This window comes from Methanothermobacter sp., assembly GCA_030055615.1.
In the GTDB taxonomy this organism is placed as follows: Archaea; Methanobacteriota; Methanobacteria; order Methanobacteriales; family DSM-23052; genus Methanothermobacter_A.
The window spans coordinates 145,538-170,034 of the sequence record JASFYN010000003.1 but is presented as its reverse complement, the minus strand read 5'-3'; the positions used below and the strand labels follow the sequence as shown (position 1 = coordinate 170,034).

The window sequence follows — 24,497 nt, the reverse complement described above, 5'->3', positions numbered from 1 at the left end:
TTTTCTGGTATCCTATTTTTTAATTGATAATCTGGAATTGGATATTGCTCTTGCAGCTGCAAGGGATGGTGCTATCCAAGGAGCTAACATGGATGAACTTGCACTTTATTCCTGGGATGCTTATCATGAATATACGACAAGGAAGAATATCCTTTTACAACCGTCTTCTGTCCAGATAATTAAAATGGAGGCTATAAAAGAGGGATATAATGAAACTTATGGAAAATATAAAATTAGGCTTATAGTATATGCTCATCTAAAAAGGGAAATCCCAGAAGATTGTAGAAATTCTTTAGGAGACAGGATAAATTATTACATGCGGAGAAACATTTGTTCAACATTTAAAACAGAGAATATGACTAATGGTTTTTATAATCCAGCCTTCTCATACAATTACATGTTCACAACATCAGATGTGAAATGGGTATAAAAAAATCGAAAACCACTAGTATGATAAGATTATAAACAATTTATTATATTTCAGAATGGGGTAAGTATAGAACCCCTCAGTGTGTGGGGGATTTCACATATGAGGTTATATATAAGTAGATAATAAATTTCTTGTTGGGTGGATCTATGACTAAAACAAAAAAAGAAAAATTAGATGATGTTCTTTCGAGTTTTATGCAAGTTGGACAGATAAGAGCATCAGGGATAGTGTCCAAGGAAGGTCTTCTTATAAATGCACGCACACCCCCAGACGTGGATGCGAGAATCTTCTCAGCTTTATGTTCCACTATCATGGGAGCTGCAGAAGCTGCTTCTAGCCAGATGAACACTGGTGCGGTGGATGAGATCACCGTAAGGACCGAGAAGGGTATAATAATCTTAAAACCTGCGGGTGAGAAGGCTATATTAACGGCACTCGCAGAACCAAACGCCCAATTGGGTCTTTTACTCGTTGAAATGGAAACTAGGGCAAGTCAGGTTGAAGAAATACTCAAGGAGATGTGAAGATGAAAAAGACTTACATCCCTAAACTTGACGACATACTCGGTGGCGGTATAATCGATAACGCCTCTCTAATGTTCTCCGCCGTTCCTGGAGTGGATTATGAAGCATTTGGCTATCAGATGCTAAATGGGAGATTAAGAGATGGAGATAAGGGTTTCATATTCACGAATGTAGCCGAACCTGAAACGATAATATATGAGTTCAAATCCTATGGTTGGGACCTTGAAAAATTCTTAAAAGATACCCAAGCTTTCTTTGTTGATGGAACTTCACCGTTCATAGGATTACCATCAGATGCCAAATATTCCATCGAGGACTATTCACAGATAGAAGAAGTGATACTAGAAGCTATAGAGGACGTGCCCGATGGTATAGGTATCATAAATAACCTTTCAACCCTGATAGATTATCTTGGAGAAAATGAGACAATAAACATCATAAAAAAATGGAATTCACATGGCAAAAAATATAATACTAGCCTAATTTATCTCTTCACAAAATGGGATTATAACCACGATTTAATCCAAAATCTTAAAAAATCCATGGATTGTGTAGTTGAGATCAAAACAATAGAAGAAAGGGTTATAATAGGCCAAGGTTTCATGGTAGCCCATTCTTCATGGTCCAAACCATCAGATACTATGGTACTATTCTTTGTGGTGCAACCAGGAGGAGTTAAAGTATACATACCGAAGATATTAGTCACCGGCCCATACAATGCAGGTAAATCGACTTTCGTGAAGAAAATATCAAAGAAGTCTGTTTCAGTTGATAGGAAGGCTTTATCGGCTTTTCCAACCACGATAGCATTAGATATAGGACATCTTGAATATAAAGGTTTTATAGCTGATGTATTCGGCACACCAGGCCAGGAACGATTTGACTTACTATTAGATGTTCTAGGCAGGGAATCAGTTGGTGCTTTTATAATCGTTGACTCAACAGCCCCACAAACATTTGCAAGGGCCAAAGAAATGATAAGGAAGGCAAAAGCAGAGGCGATACCAAAAGTTTTAGTCGCGAATAAACAAGACTTGCCAGGGGCACTTTCACCCGAAGAAATACGTGAAAAGATGAAACTTGGCAAGGACATCCCCATCATACCAGCGATAGTAACAGAAGGGAAAGGAGTCACTGATGCCCTTGACGCCCTCCTAGGATTACTCTATGGTGATTAAATTGATTATAAGGATCCCATCAGGTATTCCCGGTTTAGATGAACTTGTAAGTGAAGGAAGCGGATCATTTGCAGAGAACACTGTTACACTCGTCTACGGTCCTCCAAAGGTTGGGAAATCTGTATTCTCTTATCAATTTGCATATGAGGGCCTTCTTAATAATGAACCATGCCTTTATATCAGCACAGATTATGGCCTGAAGGACATTGAAAGAAATATAGCCAATTTCGGTTGGAACCTCTCTGAATACATAGAAAATGAAAGTTTTTATTTCATAGATGCCATATCAACAATTGCAGGCGTGGAAGTTGAAAGTAAACCTAACTATTTTTTATCATCTGTACATAATCCCACAGATATCATGGTAAAATTGGGAATGGCCATACGCCAGATAACATCAAACTCGCCCCGTTACAGATCAGTTCTTGATTCGTTAACAACCCTCATGGCATTCAATGACGAAGTTTTGATTGTAAGGGTGCTCACAGTCTATATAATGCGTATAAAAGAGAGTGGAGGAACAGCAATTGTAACTTACACTGAAGGTTCAGCTTCTTCCAGGGTCGAGAACATGTTAAAAGCCATAGTAGATAATATAATTCACCTTGATGGGGAGAAACTCACCATAGAGGCCATGATCGGAAGTGGTAAGGTAAAAGCCCATTATGATATAACCTCTAGGGGTATAATAGTTGACTAAATTTGTGTGATATTCATGAAGGGCCAGGAAGCGAATGTTTTGGATGATCTTCTTGAGGATGTGGCACCTGGGAATCTTATATTACTTTATGGCCCCCCTAAAGTAGGTAAGTCCATATTCTGCTATCAGTTTCTTTATTCGGGCCTTGAAGGTGGCGAACCATGCTTGTATATAGTTGCTGATTATGGTTCAAGGCAACTTGAGCAGAGGATGATGGAATTTAATTGGTTTCTGCGACCATATATTCAAAATGGTGATGTTTACATAATAGATCTTTTAACCCGGTTGGCTGGTGTTAAGGTTGAAGATTCAGAGACATTAAAGTTTTCATCAGTCCAAAATCTTACTGATTTTATGGTGAAAGTTGGTGTGGGTACACGTTCATTATTTAGGAAATCATCCAAGTTTAGGGCTATATTGGACTCTCTTACAATGATATTCGCATTTAACCCTCCAAGTTTAGTGTTAAGGCTTGTTAAAGCTTATAAGAGTCGTATAAGTGAAGCTAGGGGTGTGGGGGTTGTGGTGCATACAACAGGGACTGTTGAACCTCAGATTGAAACTTCTTTGATGGATTTAGCTGATTTAAAATTATGTTTAGATGGGGAAAAAATCAAGATAGAATCTTCAGCAGGTAAAAAATCTGCCCAATACACCATAACAGATAAGGGATTACATGTTGGAAAGTAGAATGATATTAATATTGGGTTTATTTGACCTATTTGAAAGGAGAAGGTCATTAGAGGATTATATCCACCGTCTCCGGGAATTATGGGAGGAAGAGTTCGATATTTTGTTATCAATAGCAGGATATTACCTTGATAAGGGTGAACATGAAAATGCTATGGAATATCTTGAAAAAGCGTTTAAAGTAGCTGTTGAACTGGATGATAAAGAACTTGAAGCTATTGTACTCGATTTTATGGGTGATGTTTACCTAGATAAGAGAGAGATGGGTATTGCTATTGAATATTTTAAGGAGGCATTCAAAGTTTATTCTTCAATTAAATCACCCCGCAAAGCCGAGATGAAAGAGAAGATAAGCGAAGTCGAGAAGATGAAAGAAGCCATAGAAATGGCTGAATTGCATAAAAAACTTGAGGAAACCTCTAAGGTTCCTGAACCTGAAAAGTTAGAAGTTGATATTGACAAGATACTACCAAAGTTGAGAACACTACTTGGACGTCTAGAATCAGTATATGAACCCCCTGGGGGTACCATTGAAGAATTAAAAGAGGCTCTGGATATAGCTACGGCAATAAATGATGAATTGGGTGAAGCTTCCATCCTCCTAAGCCTTGGAAGCCGTTCATTCGAAGATAAGAATTATGATGATGCATTCAATTATTTTGAACGGGCTGCGGAGATATTCGATAAAAGAGATGATAAGATGTCACTTGGGATTGTGAATGTTTTCCTAGGCGTCATATATTTCATCAAAGGAAACGAAGAAGAGGCTTTAGAGAATTTTAAAAGTGCAATTGAATTATTTAGGGATTCAGACGATTCTAAGGCTTCTAAAGTTGTTGTGGATATTTGTAGGTTACTATATCGGGTCAAGGGGTAATATAAAGGCTAATAGTATCCCAAGGGAACCGAATAATATTCCTATAAACCATACGATGAGTACAACATGTTTTTCCTTCATGGGCCTTCTAAGGATCCATCTTATAAGCGAATTGAACCCTCCTGGTGGGACTACAAGTTTACCATCTTCTGTCACCATTGTAGGAGTGTGTTGATGCCTCTCCATTACACCCGCGCTATAGAATTTTAAAATGGAATCTATTATATTCGGTAATAATACGATGAATGCTATGCTCTTTATACGTCCTATGAATGCCACAGCAGCTATACATGCCCCTATTATAAGTGTACCAACATCTCCTGGGAATACACGCGAAGGGTACCGATTGTATATTAAAAAGGCCAAAAGAGAACCTAACATTGTCATCGTAATAAGTGAAACATCATATTTTCCCATTATTATACAGGATGCTGTGAGTGATATCATGGCTATAGATCCTAGTCCTGATTCGATCCCATTCAAACCAGCTAGCATGTTGGTGAGGTTTGAGGCGATGGAAACTGCTATTGGCATACTTATAAGATATAGTATACCTACGTTAGGAGGGGCTACCCATATAAGTGGGAGTCCTGCCAAGAATAGGAGGAATAGTTTTTCTTTTGATGAGAGTCTTACAAGGTCGTCTACCATGCCCACAAGGCCGACTAGTATAATAACAAGTAGGGTTACTATGAGTTCATAGTGGAGTTTTGGGAATGTGCAAATTGCTATGAACATTCCTATTATAAACCCGAATAGTATTCCGATACCACCCATTTCAGCGACCATTGGCTTAGAGATCTTGTGGATGTCTTTCCCGACTATGTTAGCATTCCTTAGCTTTTTTATTAATCTTGGCATTACAAAATAGGTTGATGAAAATGCCACTGTGAAACAAATAATAGATACTGTTATGATAGTGTTAAATTCAACTGGTAGCAACTGGGATCACCCCTTTTTGATTATATAATAGACTGTCCTTAAGGGTATATTAAATTTTTCAGCTATTTTTTTCGCGGGCATACCCTTTTTTGCCATTTTCTGCACGCGCCTTCTTGTGATTTTATCATATTTGGGCTTTGGGCCCCTTTTGAGTTTCATGTCCCCTTTGAGGTAGTATATGGTTTTGATGGGTATCTTTGTTATACTTGCTATTTCTTTTGGGGTTTTACCTTCGCTTATAAGTTTCCTGATCATTTTCACGTCCTTTTCAGCATATTTACGCCTTCTTTTAGGTTCTACTTTTATTCCTAATTTTTTGAGGGCTTTGAGGTACTTTGGGGAAATTCTATCATATAGACTGGGTGGGCATGTGATCTTTTCAAGGTCAGGGTTTTTTTCAAGGACTTCTATTATTCTACGTGAGGTTAATGGCTGGTTTATATGTATTTTTCTAGCCAATATGATCACTTTCTTCTTATTTTAATAATAGGTAGGATCCATCGTATTTTGTAGCAATTTTAAGGGCGTTTTTTATTTAATCATTTCCATGAAGAGCCTAGCCTTGTCTGCAGGTTTTCTAAGAGCCTTTATATTCTCCTTTTCTCTTTTTAACTCGTCTAATGTCACAGAAAATATACTAGCACATGTTTTCTCATCTATACCAGATTCTAAGTTGATTAGAGCGGCTCCAAAGGCCTTTGGATTAATTTTCATGTGTAAGCCTTTTATTTTTTCTTCTATCTCAAATTTTCTTAATAATAATTTTTGGAGATTTTTTATATAGAATATTTTCTCACCATGTTCTCTGAGGAGTTTAACAGCTTCACTGTCCATCTTGTTGAATGCTTTAACCTGTTTACGGTCCAAAACTGGGCCTAAACCTGGGAATGGGCCTGCATACTTACTTCTCCTGTCATGGGATGTTGTAAGATAATAACGTGCTATATCCCATAATATTAGGGTTGTGGGGATTCTTGAGAAAATATTCATTATTTTCTCTCTCATTTCTAGGTCCGATTGAAGATCTGGTTTCAGATTTCCATTTTCATCTGCCAGACCTTCTTGGATAAGAAGGTCTTCAAGTCTTCTTTTTCGGATTTCTTCAAGCTCTTTGCCTTCTCTTACAAATGGTGGCGAATATTTCCCAGCCTCTTCATGTATTTCATCATATCTTTTAATTATATGAGGTTTTTTTAATCTTTTTTTAAGGATTTCATCTTCTATTTTAGCCAGAAAATCTTGGATAAACCCGGAATAGCCTAGTGCCAGCGCTGTTCTAATGTGTCTATCATTGATTATTGTGGATTTTCTGCGGTGAAATTGTATGAATTCTATCCTCGCATGGGGTCCGTATTCTTGTTTTAATTTCTCTTCATAGTCGACGTGGTCGATGTCTTCGATAGTCATCTTTTTTCTGACCCAGCGCCCGGATTCTTGGACCTTAATGATCATGGTCGCCGAGGTTATGGTTCCACTTCTCTCATTCTTTAGGAGTCTTATAATCTCTTTGAAGGACTCCCTGGCCCATGGGGTCAATTGGGAAATCTTGACCATATAGTCTCCTGAAAGTGGAAGATATGGTATTATTTCAAGGCGTTTTATATTTCCCTCTTCGAATTTTACTTGGAGGCTGGAGCCACATTCACATTCTTTAAATTCATCTTCTGATAATTCGCCAAGCCTGAAAGTTTTTCTGCATATTTCACAAGTTAAAGTGCCGTGTTCTTCTAGATGGCCTAATGCTATCCTATGGGATGCTATCGCAGAATTTACCCTGTCCAGGATGTTCTTTTTAAGCGAAGCTTTCATCCTAAAATATCGTGTTTGTCTTTTTATGTCATGGAGGTCCTCTGCTTTCAATTCCCCCTTTAGTGGAGGGCCATATATCGCCATTGAACGGTATGGTGTTTTGAATCCTTTTAGTTCCATCTTCTTTTTTATTTTTTGGAGTTTTTTTAGATTGGATCTTAAATGGGTGTATGTTTCGATGAAACGTTTGGGGTCTATAAGATCGTCTGGGTTTATCTTCTGGATTTTTATACTTTCTAGGAATTTTTCAGATTTTGCTATGAGGGCTGGTTCCTCCATTTTCATCAACGATACAAACTTATCTTTGGGGGGTTTATTTTATTCTTTCACCTATTTTACCATCTTCTACTGTTAGTAGTCCCATTTTTTCTTCTGTTGCGAGTATCATGCCCTCAGATTTCGTGCCGAATAATCTTGTAGGTCTTATATTGGCTAGTACTATAACTTTTTTTCCTGGGAGTTCACTCGGTGAATATTTTGATCCTATGCCAGCCACTACTTGGATTTTCTTATCATTTAAATCAACTTTCAATTTTAATAGTTTGTCTGAGCCTTTTATTTTGGAAGCTTTTAATATCCTCCCTACTCTGAGGTCTAATTTTTCGAAATCCTCTATGCTAACATTTTCCCGGGTTTTTGTTTTCTGGTGGAGTTTGCGCTTTTCCTCTTCTATGACTTTTTCTTGGATCTTGGCAAATAATGGTCTGGCTTTTCTGATTTCATGGCCGGCTTTTATTGGGGTGGTGGCGTCCTCCCATGAAGCATCCTCTAAATTGAGTATCTCTAGTATCTTGGCGGATTTCCTGGGCATGTATGGTTTTAAGAACGAGCCTATCGCCTTGGCTAATTGGTTACAAGTGAATATACAGGCAGCAGCCCTATCAGGGTCTTCTTTGATGGTCTTCCATGGCTCCTGGTCGTTGAAGTATTTGTTACCCTTCTTTGCTAAGCCTATTATCTTTACAAGTCCTTCCCTGAAATTGAATCTTTCGATAGCATTTTCAATGTCTTCTTTAGCCTTCTTTATATCCTCTATGATTTTGATGTCTTCATCTTCTAGGTTGGCTTCAGGTATCCTACTATTGTAAAACCTGTTGGTAAATGAGAATGTACGATGTAGAAAGTTACCTAGTATATCTGCTAGTTCGTCATTCACCCTTCTTTGGAAGTCTTCCCATGAGAAATCAGTATCTCTTGTCAAGGGAGCGTTTATTGTAAGATAATATCTTAGGATGTCGCTTTCAAACCTTTCCAAGAATTCTGATGTCCAGATAACCCAATTTTTGCTCGTGGACATCTTCTTACCTTCGAGTGAAAGGTATTCTCCTGCTATTATATTGTCTGGGAGTTTGCAACCATATGCCATTAGGAGTGCAGGCCAGAAAATCGCATGATGATAGATTATATCCTTGCCTATGAAGTGTACTACTGTGTCATCCCAATACTCTTTCCAGTCTTTGCCTGTTTTTTCGCTCCATTCAACTGCTGATGAAATATAGCCTAGGAATGCTTCCCCCCAAACGTAGATTATTTTCCCCTTGGCTTCTTTGAGAGGGACTGGTATGCCCCATTCCATGTCCCTTGTGAGTATCCAATCTTTTAGGCCTTCTTTGACCCATTGTAATGCATAGTTTCTAACATTTGCAGGTAGGTTCTTATTTGCTTTTATCCATTTGAGAATCTTATCTTGGAATTTGCTTAACCTGAAAAAATAATGTCTAGATTTTCTAACTTCTGGTTCTGAGCTGCATATCATGCACTTGGGGTTGACTAATTGTAGGGGTTCAAGGTGTCTGCCGCAGGCTTCGCAGTGATCTCCCCGAGCCCCCTCTGCCCCGCAGTATGGACATTCACCTTCAACGTACCTGTCAGGGAGAAAACGTTGACATTCACTACAATATAATTGTTTTATATCCTTTTCATAGATGAAATCTTTTTCATAGAGCTTTAGGAAAAACTTCTGGGCTATCTTATGATGTAAGGGATTGCTTGTACGTGAAAAATTATCAAATGATATGTCACATGCTTCAAGATCCCGGCGGATCATCTTATAATAATGGGTCGCCACATCTAGTGGGTCTTTTGATTCTTTCTCGGCTTTGACAGCTATTGGTGTCCCGTGTTCATCTGTTGCACATACGAATAGGACTTTCCTTCCTTTCATCCTATTGTAGCGGGCGTATATATCTGCTGGTATATATGTTGATCTTAGATGTCCGAGGTGCGTTGGACCATTTGCATATGGAAGTGCACAAGTGATGAATATTTTCAATGTTCCATGCCTCCTTTCAAAGGAAATACTGGTAGTCGGGTATACCATAATAAGTTTTATCTAACTGGCTTATATTATTAGCCAATTTGGATTTAGGCTAATATATATTTATCCTTTCTTGTTTGCAAATACTCTATTGGAATTAGAAACATTATAGGTTTTTGGGATTAAAAAAGAGGGCGAAATTCATGATTATTTTAGATTATAGAAAATTGAATGTGGATAAAATTATTTTATTTACCAATCGCGTAAGATGATTTGCCTCGTATACTGGCACCCCTTATGGAACGTGAGCGTGCTAATATTCGCTATTATAAATCGAAGAAATATCTTGCTTTTCTCCAATTTTCTGTTGAGGAAAACTGAGGACATGTTTATATGTAATGTGGAATATAATAAATGATTGGGATTTATAACGGATTTTCCACCATAATTAGCTGGAAGGGTGAAAAGCATGACAAAAATAGGAAAAATATTATATGACATTTTTGTGAAGCATCCACAAATGAAAGAAGAATTAAAGGAATTGGTCAACAAGGGATTAACAGTCAAAGAATTGAATGTTGACATGAAATTACCATGTTATTTTCTGTTCCCAGATCCTACAAGTTTCGGATGTGAAGGATGCGACCTTAAATGTAATGGAGCTTCTACAGCGTCACTAAAACTGAAAGAACATTCACTCAAAGAAATAGTTGATAGAACACATTTTTATAAGCATCTAGAGATATTACTCCGCCCAACAATAAACCTTCAATAAAGCTTTTTTTTAACAAATTTAAGGCCGCAGCCTTAAGTAAAGGTTGATTTAAATTTTGATTTTAATCGCTCCCAGAGTAGGTGTTCTGGTCCGCAACCGCTGACCATGATGGATTCTGTAGATGACTCATTTATGATTTTGAGGATTTCATCTATTTTCTTGTCCATGTCCTTGTTTGAAATCGGGTGGAAACTGGCGTCGAAATATTCTTTAATGGTCTTATAATAGTTTCTCGCGGCGGAGGTTGATTCTCTCCCAGGGAAAACATGGACTTTCCTAGGCTCTGCGGATTTGATAACTCTTAGGTGATCCTGGAATATTTCATCTTCGTCTTTGTCTGGTGTTGTATAGATAAGTGTCATCTCATCTGATGGATGAACTTGGAGATTGGCTTTTAGCGCATCCCCATTGTCTCCCTGGCCTATCCCCACGGTCTTGTCATCTAATTTGAAGATTTCGAATCTTCCAGGTGGCAAGGTGAACTTTTCAAGTTCCAGGGCCGTTTTTATTATTGTTTCTTTTATATTTTCTGGGTGGGGTGTGAATGTTATATAGGCTGCGGAGGCGCAGAGGAAATTGTAGAAATTGTGCATGCCAAAATTTGGAACTTCTAATTTAAATTTTGATGATATCATTTTTTGGCTTGTATAATTGTGTGTTTCACTGGTAATTTCTATTTCCCATTTTTTGCCCTTTTTGGATAATCTTGTTAATTTGACGTGTGGTTCTGGCCTTGAAAATCCACATTTGCACTTGTATATTCCCCGATGGTTCAGGTACCTTTTTGAGTATTCTAGTTTTTCGTCGCATATAGGACAATGGACTGGTGCGCTTAGTGGTGTTTCATCCTCCAAGCCCACTTCAAAACCATAATAGGTTACTTGGACGTCTTTTTCTTTTTCCATTCCAATGGAGGCCGTTCTTGGGTCATCAGCATTACAGATTATAACACCTTTTTTCATTGGGGCTGAAAGCAATTTTTTGGCTTTGAAGTATTCTTTGAATGGGTTTTTCTCCCCGGCGACCATTGAATGCTCCCTAGAGATTGTTGTGTAAATAACACCAATGGGATCCACGTATTCACAGACTGTATCTGGAACCGAATATTTAGACGTTCTGATACCATATTCAAACACTCCCAGGTCAGATTCTTTTTTTAAAAGTCCTGTTGCAACAGCATTTATCGTGTTACTGTCAAAGTTGCATGAGACTGAAGAATCCTTTTTTAAGAGTAAGCATAACATTTTTGTGGTGGTTGTTTTACCATTCGTCCCGGTTATGAGTATGTTACCGATCCTTGACCTTTTTGAAAGTTCTCTTAGACAATCAAGTCCACCTATTTTAAGGAATAAATAACCTGGGAAACTCCTACCCATACCCTTTCCAAATTTGACCATGGAAAGAGCCAATTTTCCTGCTATGCGTGCTGTAATACATTTAAATGTCATTTCAACATCCTCTTCTAATACCATTGAAAATTTCATCCCCCCTTGATGATCCGAGACCTTATCCAGCTAGAAAAGTGGGGAGGATGCTACTCTACATACTATTCATACTCTTATATAATATATGAGGATAATCCTTAATATTCATCTTTTTTTTCTGCGGTCGGAAGATCCCCCTTTCAAAGGATGATATGGTAGTGATTGGTTAAATCTTAATATCTTTGGGGAGTAAAAAAATGTTCTTAATGGGGAGACTATAAATTGAAATTTGGTTGTAATGTAGCCCTAAATGGGGGGGTGTAGGCTGTTCAAGAGGCCTCTAGTCTTTTTTGAATGATAGAAGCCTATCTTTTGTATGGGTTTACTCAAGTTCGTATTCTATTGAGAGTATTATTTCTTTTATTTTTTGGATTTTTTCTTTTGAGGTTTTCCAATAACCTCTTCTCTCAGTTTCAAGTAATATTTCACCTATTTCTATGGTGGCGAATGGATTGTTTTCTAGTAGTCTTTTTCTCATCTGAGGGTCAAGTATTAGTCTATCTGCTACGTTTTCATATACCCAGTTTTCGACTTTTTGTGTGGTGGCTGAAAATCCAAGTAGATTTTCGATTCTGTCCTTTATGTGTTTTGCACCGTGGAAGTCATGTTTTAGCATGCCGTTTAACCATTTGGGGTTGAGTATGCGGGTTCTGGCGGCCCTTTCAATTGTCTTTTCAAGGTCTTCAACGTATATTTCTTCTTCGGTCGAATCTATGACTTTTATACTTGCTTCCTCCCCTTTAAGTGCTTTGACGGAACTTGAAAGTCCTCCGAGGAATTCATAGTAATGGTCGAGGTCTGTAACCTCATATTCAATGTTATCTCTTTCTTGGGTTACGATGTCGACACGGGCCAAGAGTTTTTGCAAGGTTTTATTTTCTTTTTTTATACCATCTGGAAGATATGCATAGGACATGCAATCCCTGTAAGCATCTGTTAGTTCTTCTTCCCTGTCCCAGGAACTGTTTTCAATGAGCTGTGGCAAGTTAGTGGCATATTCACTTGGTGAAGGCCCGAATATCCTTGCGAGGGATCCGTCTTTGAGGTAATGTTTTCTTATGTAGTTCATGTCTTCTGGCTCTTTGAGTTCTGCCACCTTTTTGAATGCTCTGTTTAGTAGGTCTATTTGGGTGCCTAGTGTGTCCCTGAATATTCCGCAAATGTTCACTAAAACGTCAATTCTGGGTCTTCCAAGTTCTTCTAATGGGATTACCTCGAACTTTTTGACCCAAGGACCGTATTTTCTTGTTATACGGAGTCCTAGGAGTTCTAGTATCATTGATATTGTGTCTCCGCCGGTTTTTAGTGTTTCAAATCCCCATAATATTATCCCTATAGTTTCTGGGTATTCTTTATATTCTTGAAGGTATTCTTTGATTAGGAATTGCGCGGCCTTTCGGCCCCTTTTTTCTGATAATACTGTTGGTATTTTCATTGGGTCGAATGCGAACATACTATAACCTGTTGGGTATGTTTCGGGATCTTTTATAGGGTCGCTTCCTCTGTTTGGTCTTATGTATTCGGCATTTAGGGCTTTTATGAGTGAAGTGCTCTCTGATGAGAAATCAATGGACTTTGAAAGTTTTTCCACCCATTTTATGTAATCTTTTGGCAGATATTCTGGTGTTCTATCTTCTAGGATGTTTTTTATTGCTTTTTTGGCTTCTTTTTCCAATTTTTAGCCGCTATTATCTTCTTTTGTAGCTTTTTTTGTTTTTTCTGGAACTTTTCTTGGAACTTTATTGGGTTTTCATCAAATTCCATCCTATACTTTATTATTTTGAGCCTTTCTTGGGGATCTGTTAAGGCCTTAACCTCTACACAGAGCCCGAACCTGTCAAGTATCTGTGGTCTTAGGTCTCCTTCCTCTGGGTTCATTGTACCAACCAATATGAACCTTGAGGGGTGGGAAACCGAAACTCCTTCCCTTTCGATAATGTTAACCCCCATTGCGGCTGCATCCAACAAAACATTCACAACATGGTCGTCTAGGAGGTTTACTTCGTCGATGTAGAGTATGTTACCATTTGCTCGTGCTAGTATACCAGGTTCGAGGGCTTTCACACCTTCTTGCAGGGCTTTTTTGATGTCTAGTGATCCTACTACCATGTCTTCTGTGGCCGAGACCGGGAGTTCGACTATTGACATTCTCCTTTTTGTTGTGGGTAAGTGGCCTTCATATTCGAGGATTGTTTTACATTCTTGGCAGAGAAAATGTTCCTTTGGGTTGCAGTTGAATGGGCAGCCATCAACTACTTCTCTTGCTGGTAGTAGTTCTGCGAATGCCCTTACGGCAGTGGATTTCCCAGTGCCTTTATCACCTTTTATTAGCACTCCACCTATTGTAGGGTCAATTGCGTTTAGTATAAGGGCCATTTTGAGATGGTCTTGTCCAACAATGGCCGTAAAAGGGAACACTGAAAATTTCATGAGCATCACCATTAGGATATTAAGGAGATGATGTATATAAACACCCAACAAAGTATTAACAGTTTAAATATAAGAATGGGAAATAGTAATACAATTTGTGTGGTTTTAATAAAATGCAAAAAATTCTACTCTATAAAATGCAAAAAGAAATATGATTCATGAAATGAGGTAAAAGTCACATGAAAACCAAAATAATAAAGGCCGTCCGGAAGGCTATAAGGGAAGGTGAACCTTTCACTGATTTTCTAGAGGCATGCAGAATAGTAGAAGTTCCACTAAGGACCACCATAATATATCCTGGGAGATGCGGCGGTTTCGTGAACATTGAATATTATGAGAAACTTGATATTTTGGTTATAGACCCATCACGCCACTGGGGGGAGGAAAAAATAGTCATAAACGCATCCAAGAGAGATGAAGCCCGGATATACAAACCCCAAACGGGTCCTACAAAAAGTATAGACCCTATAACAAGGGAGATCATAAAAGAATTTTTCGAACTTTTAGAAGTAGGTGGAGTATAACTCCTTAGAATCCGAATGTTATCAGCCAGGCTAGGATAAGATATAGGGCCACTCCAGAGGCTAAAGCTGGCCAGAAACCATGCCTAGGAACCATATAAACCAGGCAAATAAGGTATAAAATCCAAATAGGGGTTAGAAGGAGCAAACCTTTAAGATATGATAGTACAGGTCGCATACCAGCCTCCAGATAAATCGTGGACAATGTGAGAACTGTTACAGATGGGAACATGGCAATAAAAGCCGCTAAAACGCCCTTCTCTTTACTTCCGAAGTATGTGGTTAAACTTACAACAACACCACCAAGGATGAAATAAAAAATCAATTTTATACTTGTCCCCATCCAAATCATCCTCCCTTTATCTGATAGATCCCCCTAGCTTATAAGTCTCATTACATTGAAGAAGCAGGAACTTAGGATTCATGCTGATCCTTTGGATATGAAATATTCTAGGGATTTGAGCGCTCGCAGTTTATCCTCCTTGTCTAATTTTGATTCATTAACCGCTTCCTCGAGGAATTGAATCGTATTATCATATACTTTCTTTTCTACTGGGTATGGGTGGCCGTCCTTGCCACCATGGGCGAAGGTGTACTTTACAGGATCCTCCCAACTTGGAGGCTCACCATATATAAGGTCTGAAAGGAGTGCCAAAGCCCTTATCTTCTTGGGACCCATACCCCTAATCAGGATAAGGGTTTCGTAATTTTCTGGTTGTATTTCATAGGCCCTTTGTAATATTTGAAAGTCTGCTTCTGATAGGTTTATCCGCCGTATTTCATGGTTTGGTGGCATTTCGAGTATACTATAATTGTAGAGTGTTGTTTGCCCTGTAATGTATCTTTTTAAGTGTTCTGGGCCATCACATACTATTTCTAAGCTTATGTTTCTTGCATTTCTGCTCTTAGTGGCTGTCATGTTCAGAACTTTTCCTTCCCTGATAGAACTTGTGATACCTGTGTGGGGGTTTTCAACAAAATCGTCTAGTTTTTGGCTTGACCAGTGATAGCGTCGTGCATATCTTCTCTTCTTGTTGAATCCTTGTTGGATTACGCTCCATTCTCCGTTTTCGTCTACTATGAAGGTATGATGGTATAATTGGTATGAGTCTTGTATGCATGTGTTGTCGACTTTTGCCACTAGACGACTTGTACGTATCAAATCCTGGGCTTCGAGGTTAAAGAATTTTTCAGCACCTCTTAATTCGATGGGTGTTTTCCTTGAGGCTTTACCTTTTCCGCCGGCCACTAAAATGCCATGTTCCATTGGGTTGATGGCATGTTTTAGGGCTGCGCAGGTAGTTGTGGTGGTTCCGGAAGAGTGCCAGTCAAAGCCTAGGATACACGAAAAGGATTGGAACCAGAATGGATCAGAAATTCGTGATAGGAATTCTTGGGTACCATATTCGTCTATTATGATAGAGGTTATGGCCTTGGCGAGTCTCACCATCCGTTTAAAGAGCCATCTTGGAGCATGTCCACCATGAAGTGGCAAATTAGCATGACCTGTTCTCCTCATGAAAAAAGCACCTACTTATAATTTAAGGTATTATTATTTATCTTTTTATTTTGATATTAATTTTAGTATTGCGTAGCATAAATTTCTCTTATATTCCAAATACAGGTCAAAATTTTATTAATTCAATGTGTATTGTTGTAAGGTTGAAATTTACACACTTATAGTCTTATTGGAATGTTTTCTACCTATTATATTGATCATCACATTTTTTGTGGATGAATAAAACTTTGTAGATGACTTTTAAAAGTTTTTAGAGAGCGTATTTTTTAAAAGTATTTATTCTTGAAAATCTGAATTTATTATTGGGAGATATGCTCCAAGCGTTTAAAATTGAGGGGGGTGATTAGATGAGTGAAATAAAAAAAGAGATTATTAAGACAATGGCGACTCTTATAACAACAGCTTTTGGACTTATAGCAGCTCTAGCATGGAATGAGGCCATCAAAGCATTAATACAATTGTTTTTTAAGGCTGGGAATGCTCTTACTGGGTTGTTTGTCTATGCAATTATTGTCACCATACTTGCTGTTATTGCAACCATAGTCATCGCAAGGAGCCTCGCACACCTAGAAATAGAAATGCCCGAGGACTAGAACATTCTTCATTTTATTATTTTTATTTTATTTGGATGGAACTTTTTCTTTAATGTGTTTGACAAAAAAGTGTTACTTCGTTATAGGTAAATATAACGAAATTGCCAATGTCCTGCCAGTCCATTATGTTGCATAAAAAATTGCGCTTATTTTTAACATTTTAATTAAAATTGGTTCATATAGCTTAAATTGTCTGGGTGTTAGTCATGAAATGTTCTCTTTGTGATGAAAAGCTTTGCCGCACAGGAAAAAATTGTGAAAAGAATATAGAAAAAGAAGTAATGAAAGAATATAAAGGGGAAAACTTAAAAATAAGTAGAATATCTTCTCATTTAGAATCTACCTATTACATGGAAAAGACAAGGTTAGAAGAGATTATAGAATTCTGTAAGCTCATGGATTATAAAAATTTAGGTATTGCTTTCTGTATTGGCCTGGAAAGAGAAGCAAAGGTATTGGATGAAATCTTATCTCAATACTTTATTGTTCATTCAGTTTGTTGCAAGGTTTGCGGAATAGATAAGAGCGTATTTAGATTAAAGAAGATCAGAAAGGATACAAGGGAGGCTATGTGCAATCCAATAGGACAAGCAAAAATTTTAAACGAGGCCGGGACAGAATTAAACATTATTGTGGGTTTATGCATTGGACATGATATTCTTTTCCAGAAATATTCAGATGCTGCAACAACAACATTAATTGTTAAAGATAGAATACTTTCTCACAATCCTGCGGGAGTTATATACAGTAGTTATTATCTGAAAAAACTGCTGAAAAAATTTCATAAGTAGGGGGATGCAAAATTTCACATGATAAAAATCTGCATGGGGTTTACTTTTCACTTCTTTTAGCGGGCTTATTATTTTGCTTCAAATATTACAAATTTAATTGTAGCTCGTTTTTTCATTTTCCAGGGGGATAAAAGAAACTATCGGCTCAAAATAGATTATTATTAAGCGACTTTTTATGGGATCAAATAAAAAGCCGGGGTTTTTCAGATTTTCCATGATCACATGAATTTCAAAGGGGCTTAAAGGCAGATCTTAGATGGCACAGTACTGAAAGCCATTATCAGGGGGGATGATAGATCAACTTCAAATAATTCTCATAGTGGTTTTTCTGGCCGTTTTCTTTTTTTTGGTTCACAGGTTCAAGAGAAGATTCTAAAGCAGGTGGTGTCTTTTAAGACTTCTTTGATGTGGATTTTTTCAACAATCAGTTGAAAACTGTGACTTTCTCCTATTTTTGTAGAGTTCATTTAGGAAGTTCAATGCGACTCAGTTTCCCATTTCTAGGAATGGTATCGGTAATATGTCGATTTCATTTTTAAGGATTTTTTTAGTTTTCCATATGGGAGTATTATATTCCCATATGTTATTACTTATATTTGGATTCTTGGATGTTTTGTAATAAATAATTTTATATGATAATTATGTTTTCAATTTTAACGAGAGTTAGAAAGGAGGTGAAGGAAAGTGGACAGACAAGTGATTCTAGTCTTGGCATCTATAGTTTTATTAGTTTTGACTGGGACAGTATCTGCAGCTGATAACGCAACAAATGACACTAATTCGACTGAAGTACATTTTTTAGTGATATCTTGGGATACTAGCGCTGGACAATACCAAATACCTGCAGAAAGAGTATCCAAGGATTATCCCAATGTGAAATTCCAGATCAGGAGCGTTTCACAAGCGAACCAGAACCTTAGTGAAATACCAAAGCTCATAGAATGGAGTCATATAATCTACCTTAATAATCTTCAACAAGGGGCATTATCAGATACAATCTTAAATTTGAATGCCACAGGCAAGCTCCAAGGGAAAACGGTGATAGCAGAACCTGCTCCATACTATTGCTTCCCGATTGTGCGCCTCACGAACATAAATGGCACAAGATTCGTGGATAGGAACGGAACAGCACTTACAGATCAACAAATACAACAAATTTACACAGCAATAAGTTATTCGAGCACTCCACTACAACTTATCGCAGGCCTTCAACGAACATATCCCAGTTTATATTCACTACTTGAAGTGCGTAAATATTGGTGTACAGAAACAGCATCCATCGAAAATCGCGAACAGATGTTCCGTTACATACTGGCAACAGTATACCCAGAAAAAGGGTTCACATACAATAAACCAGTACCAGTATCACAATACGCACTTTATAGAGATGGCAAGCTTTACACAAACTTCACAGAATACAGCAACCTATATTTTAAACCTGAAGTGCCAGGAGTTGGTATAGTAGCATGGATGTCAACCACATGGGAAAAAGGAGACTTAAAATTATTCGATAAACTCATAGAAGAGCTGGAAAATCGCGGATTCAATGTCATGGTACTATTTGCCCAAGGAAACCCTGTAAGTGGCGTGAACACGCTCCAAGGCGTGAACGAATATTTCATTGACAATAAAACAAATAAAAGTCGCGTTGACGTGATAATAAATTTCACATGGCTTGTCGGAGGAGAAACTTCCAGACTAGCCATCGATAAACTCCTTGAAACATATAACATATTGGTATTCCAACCTATAACATCCTCCAAAAACGAAAACACATGGAATATATCAGAAGGTGGCGACTGGTCCACGGCCAATACCATAGCCCTCAAAGAAACCCAAGGCCAAATAGCGCCGATAATAGTGGCCACAACAGAAACTATAACATGTCCAGATACCGGTCTCGCTTTATCCTTAACCAAACCCATAGAAGAAAGAGGAGCTAGACTCGCAGAGACTGTGAAGAATTGGATAAAACTCAGATACCTTCCAAATTCCCAAAAGAAGGTTGCATTAATCTACTATAATTATCCGCCAGGAAAACAGAATATTGCAAGTGCAGATTCACTCAACGGGCCAGAATCCATACTCACAATCCTTAACCTACTAAAAGAAAATGGATACAACATAACAGGGATACCAACAAGCCTTGATGAACTTGTTGAAATGCTCATAACAAAAGGTGTAAACATTGCAGCATGGGCCCCAGGAGAATTAGAAAAACTCGCAGAAAACGCAACATTATATCCTGTTGACAAATTCATGGCCTGGTACCAAAAATTGCCAGAAATCACCAGAAAGGAAATGGAAGAAGGACCATTTGGTTACATAGAATGCATAGCAAAGGAAATACTCACAAAAAGCAGAACAGCAGAATTCATAGACACTGCAAATACTATAATTGACAATTGGTACAAGAAAATGGTTTCAACCATTGATCAAATGAAATCAACACTAACCAAGGAACAATTATCGAATGCGACAATACTCTTAGAAAAAGCATACGAGGTTCTGAAGGACATATTACAGGGCAATGACAAATTAGGCGAACTACAAGCTATCAAGAATTCCTTCATAACATTAAGGATTCCTGGACTTTCAGGATGGGGACCTCCACCAGGAAATATTATGACAATAGAAAAGAATGGCACAAAATACTTCATAATACCAGGGATGATACTGGGCAACATCTTCTTAGGTCCTCAACCTCAAAGAGGCTACACAGACGCCAGTATTTTATATCATAGTATTGTTGTACCGCCACCATATCAGTATCTCGCATTCTATGCGTACTTACAAGAAGAATTCAAGGCGGACGCGGTAATACACCTTGGAAGACATGGGACGTATGAATGGTTACCTGGAAAAGATTTAGCACTTTCCAGCGCAGATTATCCGGACATTTGCATAGGGGCTATGCCATCAATTTACATTTATACCATGGATGGTGTTGGTGAAGCATTACACGCCAAAAGGAGAGGATTAGCAGTTATTATCAGCCACTTAACCCAACCATTTGCACTCAACACTTTAAACGATGATCTTTTAGCGCTTAAAGCATTAACAGAAAGATACATGGCAAGCACGGAAGAAACACAGAAACAACAGCTCTTTGAAATGATAAAAGAATTTGCATTGAAACTTCAATTGAACACTTTCATAGACCTCAATGGTTCACCCGAAGAAATGGTTGACAGCCTCCATGACTACATCATAGAACTTCAAAGTACCACTACACCATTAGGATTACATGTTTTTGGAAGAGACTGGACATTAGAACAGGTTACAGCCCTTGCCACTACAATGGCGGAGAAAATAAATTGCATAGGGATAGGCCAGAACCAGTTCATCAGTCCAGCCAAAGCCATCCAAACACTCCCACTGAACCTAACAGATATCATAGAAAAATTCTACACGGGAACGGAACCAGAAAAGGTGATAGAAGAAATACAAAAAACCATCGGAAGAAATCTCACAGAAACTGAAACCCAAGGATTGCAGAAAATATACGAATACACCCATAATATAAGTATAAGCCCAAAGAGAGAACGTGAAATGCTTATAAGAGCATTAAACGGTGGATACATACCTCCAAGCCTTGGTAACGATCCTGTGAGAACACCGGATGCGCTACCAACAGGAGGAAACCTTTACGGCTTAGATCCGCAAAAACTCCCATACTGGGACGCATATCTCAACGGCAAAAAGATGGCCGAAGAAGCGCTGAAGGCCTATGAAACAACACCAGAACAACTTGGAGTAATATTATGGGCTACAGAAACTCAAAGAGACAACGGAGGAACCATAGGATTCATACTCCACCTACTCGGACTCGAACCAATATATCAACAACAAGCACAACACAGTGGAAATGTCATTGGCATTAAAGCCATACCACTAAAAGAACTCGGAAGACCCCGAATAGATACAATCGTAACAATATCAGGAATATTCAGGGAGATATTCCCACAATGCGTTCAACTACTCGACAGAGCATTCAGAACAGCCCTCGCAACATCCTATAACACTCTACTTGCCAAAATAGCCAACGAAACCATGGCAAAAGAACTGAAAATGGCACTGGACGCCTCAATGGAAACAATAAAAAAGGCGGGCTTATTCAACCCCGGAGATGAACCATTAGAAATGAACTATATTGCCCAGCATTGGTTAGAGGACACCAGAAAACTATTAGAAGCAGGAGTACCAGCAGATGAAGCAAGTAAAATGGCCATAACACGAATATTCGGGCCGCCAATAGGAGAATGGGGAGCCAAAAGCGTGCGTGAAGGGCCACAACTAGCATGGACATGGAATGATCGTCTCGAACTTGCAGATTATTACATACATGACATGCAATACGCCTACAGAGAAGACGAACAAGGAACACCATTAGGAGAAGTATTCCAAATGAGACTCGCAGACGTCCAAGGAATCTATCATTCGAGATCAACAAACGTGAGAGGAATACTCGACCTAGACCACAACTATGAATTCCTAGGGGGTTTCAGCATCGCGGTAGAAAAAATAAGGGGCAAAACACCACAGCTATTCATACTAAATCAGATAGAAGCCTCCAAACCAGCAGTAGAAACATTAGCAAAATTCATAAACCGCGACCTCCAAACAAAACTCTTTAACCCACAATGGATCAAAGAAATGATGGCCCAAGGACCGGCAGGAGCATCATATATTTCCGGTCAGTTCATAGATAACATGGTAGGCTGGAAAGTGCTAAGAACAGACGCAATTACCAATGAAATGTGGAACAACATAGTCGACATTTACATAAAGGATAAATACAATATTGGTGTGGCGAATTGGCTTTCAACAGGCAGTAATGCCTACTCAATGATAGACATTACAGGTAAGCTTCTTACAATGGCCCACAAAGGATACTGGCAAACTGACACTGGCACATTAAGTCTTGTTGCAAACACATGGGCTTCTCTAATATCAAATTATGGCGTTTCTTGCTGCGACTGCAGCTGTGGAAACATAGCAATGATGCAATGGGCCATGCAATACATAAACCCCAACCTTTTAGAAGCGGTTAAGGCAAGACTTTACGGTGCTACAATGAATGGTGCATTCGCGCCAACGGGATCCCCAGGAATCCCAAGTCAGCCAGGAACACCAGGAGTGCCTGGACAGCCAGGATCTCCAGGTTCTGTTGGCCATGTAGGAGGTCCGACACCAGGTTACATAGGAAGCCCAGGAACGGGAAGCCAAGCAAGTGCAGGCTCCATGGGGGGGATAGTTGGAGCAGCTGGTGCAATTGCAGGATCTGATGCAGGTCCTGGAACAGGAAAAGTCTATGAAGTCAGTAAATCTAGTGGAACCGCTGGAACGCCAAGAGGACTCCCAGTATATGCAATTGTTGGTGTTATAATCCTAGTAGCATTAGTAGGAGCAGGATATTTCCTTGCAGGGCCTGGAAAGATTTAATTTTTCCATTTTATTATTCTATTTTTTTGCAGTCACCTTCTCAACTAGATTCTAGAACCCCAGAACCTAAACTTTTTAAATAATCCTTCAATAACCATCAAAAAAAGAGGCGATAATAGGGTATGAAGATAATTTCGCAGGAAGTCTTCATTAATGTGTTGACTTTTATCTTTTTAGGAATATCGGCGTTTTACCCGCCAGTAACACTCTTTTAAGCTTTCATCTATTTCGTATTCACAGATTTCTGTCACGTCCCAAGAATATCAACTTCACTCTGTAAATTCTCTTTTTAATTAAAGGATCCATATTCTAGGGGTATGGAACGCATTAAACTAGATAAAAAGGTGGCCTTATGGTACCATATTGTGGATGAAGATAAATTGTTTGAGGGGGATTTTTCATTTGCTAATTTTACCATCCCCGAGTTATCAAGTTTTTTTGTAGTCATGTTCCTGAATGGTGGGGGAGGGTCTTATAGGTGTCTTTGTAGTCTGTTTATGTAAATACGGGCCCATAAGTATGCTATCGAGCTTCCTATAATGTCCCCTATGACTATACCCCACCAGGCACCTTTTTGTCCGAAATTAAAAAAAATTTGTGGAACTCAGGCTGTGGCCTGAAGTTCCTGGTAAATCCTTTTTACCCATCTGTAGGTCCAGTAGTATCTCCACTTACCGCCTTTTCTGTACCATCTCTTAAACTTGACCTTCATCCATTTGATCTTATTGACAACTATTGCAGGTGTGTTTTTGATTATGCCCATCATTGTTGTGTTTGTGCTGTTTTTGAAGTATTTCAGGATTGTGTTTCCTGTCAGGGCAATTGTCCCGTTGTAGAGTGTTATGTTGCCGTTGCCTATCTGATAGTATGTACCATTTACAAGTTCTATGATTGGTGTCTGGTTGAATATCAGTTTGGGGTATGTTCTATTGGTGATGTTTCCTGTTAGGACGTGGTTTATTATGCCGTATTTCACTGTGCCGTTTTTGATTATCATGTACTTTATGTTCAGTGTCCCGTTGAGGACAATCGGAGATGTGTACCTTGTACTATTGGCTGTCGGGATGGAACCATCAATGGTGTAGTAAACGCCATCTGCGGGTGCCGATGTTACGACAAAGTCACCTGAGTCCCCTCTTGGTAGTTCTCCAACACTTATATCCTCGGTTGCAGCTGTCTGTCCCATTCCGGCAATAACCATTGCTACAAAGACGGCCATAATTAAACCAACTGTCCTTTTCATACTAAACCTCCATTTTTTAATATGTAGTACACTCGGACATGTTAATCATAAATTGTATATAAAATTTTTTGTTTAATCATAATTAGCAACTATTAAATACTAAAATAAAATCAAGTTTATATATTATAAAATTAATTTGAGTTAATCTCTATTTAAACTTAACATATTCCACCAATAAGCCGTGCTTCTGCAAACCTCTATGATCTGGTGAAAAATTAGAAGACCTCATCTTAAACTTTCAGGAAGAATAGAATTCATCAAAACATCATTCAGTTAGACAGTTAGAAGG

Annotated in this window: 21 protein-coding genes; 11 read left to right on the top strand and 10 right to left on the bottom strand. The window is 38.5% G+C overall.

Annotation, left to right across the window (positions count from 1 at the left end; genetic code table 11):
- The first annotated feature begins 37 nt into the window (after positions 1–37).
- The 6 genes from QFX38_06465 (at position 38) to QFX38_06440 (ending at position 4,399) form a co-directional block, all read left to right on the top strand.
- Positions 38–430, top strand: a complete 393-nt coding sequence (locus tag QFX38_06465) for a hypothetical protein (protein ID MDI9624512.1) — start codon at positions 38–40, stop codon at positions 428–430.
- A 146-nt stretch (positions 431–576) separates the two neighbouring features.
- Positions 577–954 (top strand): roadblock/LC7 domain-containing protein, encoded by a 378-nt coding sequence (locus tag QFX38_06460; protein MDI9624511.1) that lies wholly within the window; start codon positions 577–579, stop codon positions 952–954.
- Between the two features lie 2 nt (positions 955–956).
- Positions 957–2,132, top strand: a complete 1,176-nt coding sequence (locus tag QFX38_06455) for a GTP-binding protein (protein MDI9624510.1) — start codon at positions 957–959, stop codon at positions 2,130–2,132.
- Positions 2,125–2,832, top strand: a complete 708-nt coding sequence (locus QFX38_06450) for an RAD55 family ATPase (protein MDI9624509.1) — start codon at positions 2,125–2,127, stop codon at positions 2,830–2,832. The genes QFX38_06455 and QFX38_06450 overlap by 8 nt, the downstream gene beginning before the upstream one ends.
- A gap of 15 nt (positions 2,833–2,847) precedes the next feature.
- The gene (locus QFX38_06445) at positions 2,848–3,522 is read left to right on the top strand and encodes an RAD55 family ATPase (protein MDI9624508.1); all 675 of its coding nucleotides are present in this window, start codon (positions 2,848–2,850) and stop codon (positions 3,520–3,522) included.
- A complete protein-coding gene (locus QFX38_06440; GenBank protein ID MDI9624507.1) occupies positions 3,512–4,399 on the top strand; it encodes a tetratricopeptide repeat protein in 888 nt (295 codons plus the stop codon). The genes QFX38_06445 and QFX38_06440 overlap by 11 nt, the downstream gene beginning before the upstream one ends.
- On the opposite strand, the gene QFX38_06435 is transcribed toward QFX38_06440, so the two are convergent.
- The 4 genes from QFX38_06435 to metG form a co-directional block, all read right to left on the bottom strand.
- Positions 4,379–5,260, bottom strand: coding sequence for a multidrug transporter (locus QFX38_06435; GenBank protein ID MDI9624506.1), 882 nt, complete (start codon positions 5,258–5,260; stop codon positions 4,379–4,381). The genes QFX38_06440 and QFX38_06435 overlap by 21 nt on opposite strands.
- 87 nt (positions 5,261–5,347) lie before the next feature.
- Positions 5,348–5,800 carry a helix-turn-helix domain-containing protein gene (locus QFX38_06430; protein MDI9624505.1) on the bottom strand — a complete coding sequence of 151 codons (453 nt, stop codon included), beginning with the start codon at positions 5,798–5,800 and terminating at the stop codon, positions 5,348–5,350.
- A gap of 72 nt (positions 5,801–5,872) precedes the next feature.
- Positions 5,873–7,435: a DUF530 domain-containing protein gene (locus tag QFX38_06425; protein ID MDI9624504.1), complete on the bottom strand. Its 1,563-nt coding sequence runs from the start codon at positions 7,433–7,435 to the stop codon at positions 5,873–5,875.
- A gap of 28 nt (positions 7,436–7,463) precedes the next feature.
- Positions 7,464–9,422, bottom strand: a complete 1,959-nt coding sequence (gene metG / locus QFX38_06420; GenBank protein MDI9624503.1) for a methionine--tRNA ligase — start codon at positions 9,420–9,422, stop codon at positions 7,464–7,466.
- A 454-nt stretch (positions 9,423–9,876) separates the two neighbouring features.
- On the opposite strand from metG, the gene QFX38_06415 reads away from it, so the two are divergent.
- Entirely contained in the window at positions 9,877–10,182 is a 306-nt protein-coding gene (locus QFX38_06415; protein ID MDI9624502.1) for a hypothetical protein, read from the top strand.
- 32 nt (positions 10,183–10,214) lie between these two features.
- Here the strand turns inward: QFX38_06415 and QFX38_06410 are convergent, their stop codons facing one another.
- The 3 genes from QFX38_06410 to QFX38_06400 form a co-directional block, all read right to left on the bottom strand.
- On the bottom strand, positions 10,215–11,666 hold the full coding sequence (locus QFX38_06410; protein ID MDI9624501.1) for a Mur ligase family protein: 1,452 nt from the start codon (positions 11,664–11,666) through the stop codon (positions 10,215–10,217).
- Positions 11,667–11,988: 322 nt separating this feature from the next.
- Positions 11,989–13,341 carry a cobaltochelatase subunit CobN gene (locus QFX38_06405; protein MDI9624500.1) on the bottom strand — a complete coding sequence of 451 codons (1,353 nt, stop codon included), beginning with the start codon at positions 13,339–13,341 and terminating at the stop codon, positions 11,989–11,991.
- Complete coding sequence (locus tag QFX38_06400; protein ID MDI9624499.1) at positions 13,314–14,096, bottom strand: AAA family ATPase; 783 nt, start codon at positions 14,094–14,096, stop codon at positions 13,314–13,316. Before QFX38_06400 ends, QFX38_06405 begins: the two co-directional genes overlap by 28 nt.
- Before the next feature lie 179 nt (positions 14,097–14,275).
- Between QFX38_06400 and QFX38_06395 the strand changes: the two genes are divergently transcribed.
- A complete protein-coding gene (locus QFX38_06395) occupies positions 14,276–14,620 on the top strand; it encodes a hypothetical protein (GenBank protein ID MDI9624498.1) in 345 nt (114 codons plus the stop codon).
- A gap of 4 nt (positions 14,621–14,624) precedes the next feature.
- Here QFX38_06395 and QFX38_06390 read toward each other — a convergent pair whose 3' ends face one another.
- Together QFX38_06390 and QFX38_06385 are read right to left on the bottom strand one after the other, a co-directional pair.
- Positions 14,625–14,960, bottom strand: coding sequence for a DUF3147 domain-containing protein (locus QFX38_06390; protein ID MDI9624497.1), 336 nt, complete (start codon positions 14,958–14,960; stop codon positions 14,625–14,627).
- Positions 14,961–15,038: 78 nt separating this feature from the next.
- Positions 15,039–16,136, bottom strand: coding sequence for a DUF763 domain-containing protein (locus tag QFX38_06385; protein MDI9624496.1), 1,098 nt, complete (start codon positions 16,134–16,136; stop codon positions 15,039–15,041).
- A gap of 347 nt (positions 16,137–16,483) precedes the next feature.
- Here QFX38_06385 and QFX38_06380 point away from each other — a divergent pair, with 347 nt between their 5' ends.
- The 3 genes from QFX38_06380 to QFX38_06370 all read left to right on the top strand — a co-directional run bounded on the left by QFX38_06380 (position 16,484) and on the right by QFX38_06370 (position 22,965).
- Positions 16,484–16,729, top strand: coding sequence for a DUF5654 family protein (locus QFX38_06380; GenBank protein MDI9624495.1), 246 nt, complete (start codon positions 16,484–16,486; stop codon positions 16,727–16,729).
- Between the two features lie 206 nt (positions 16,730–16,935).
- Positions 16,936–17,520 (top strand): DUF1847 domain-containing protein, encoded by a 585-nt coding sequence (locus QFX38_06375; GenBank protein MDI9624494.1) that lies wholly within the window; start codon positions 16,936–16,938, stop codon positions 17,518–17,520.
- A gap of 684 nt (positions 17,521–18,204) precedes the next feature.
- On the top strand, positions 18,205–22,965 hold the full coding sequence (locus QFX38_06370; protein MDI9624493.1) for a cobaltochelatase subunit CobN: 4,761 nt from the start codon (positions 18,205–18,207) through the stop codon (positions 22,963–22,965).
- Between the two features lie 604 nt (positions 22,966–23,569).
- On the opposite strand, the gene QFX38_06365 is transcribed toward QFX38_06370, so the two are convergent.
- The gene (locus QFX38_06365) at positions 23,570–24,166 is read right to left on the bottom strand and encodes a chitobiase/beta-hexosaminidase C-terminal domain-containing protein (protein MDI9624492.1); all 597 of its coding nucleotides are present in this window, start codon (positions 24,164–24,166) and stop codon (positions 23,570–23,572) included.
- Positions 24,167–24,497 lie beyond the last annotated feature (331 nt).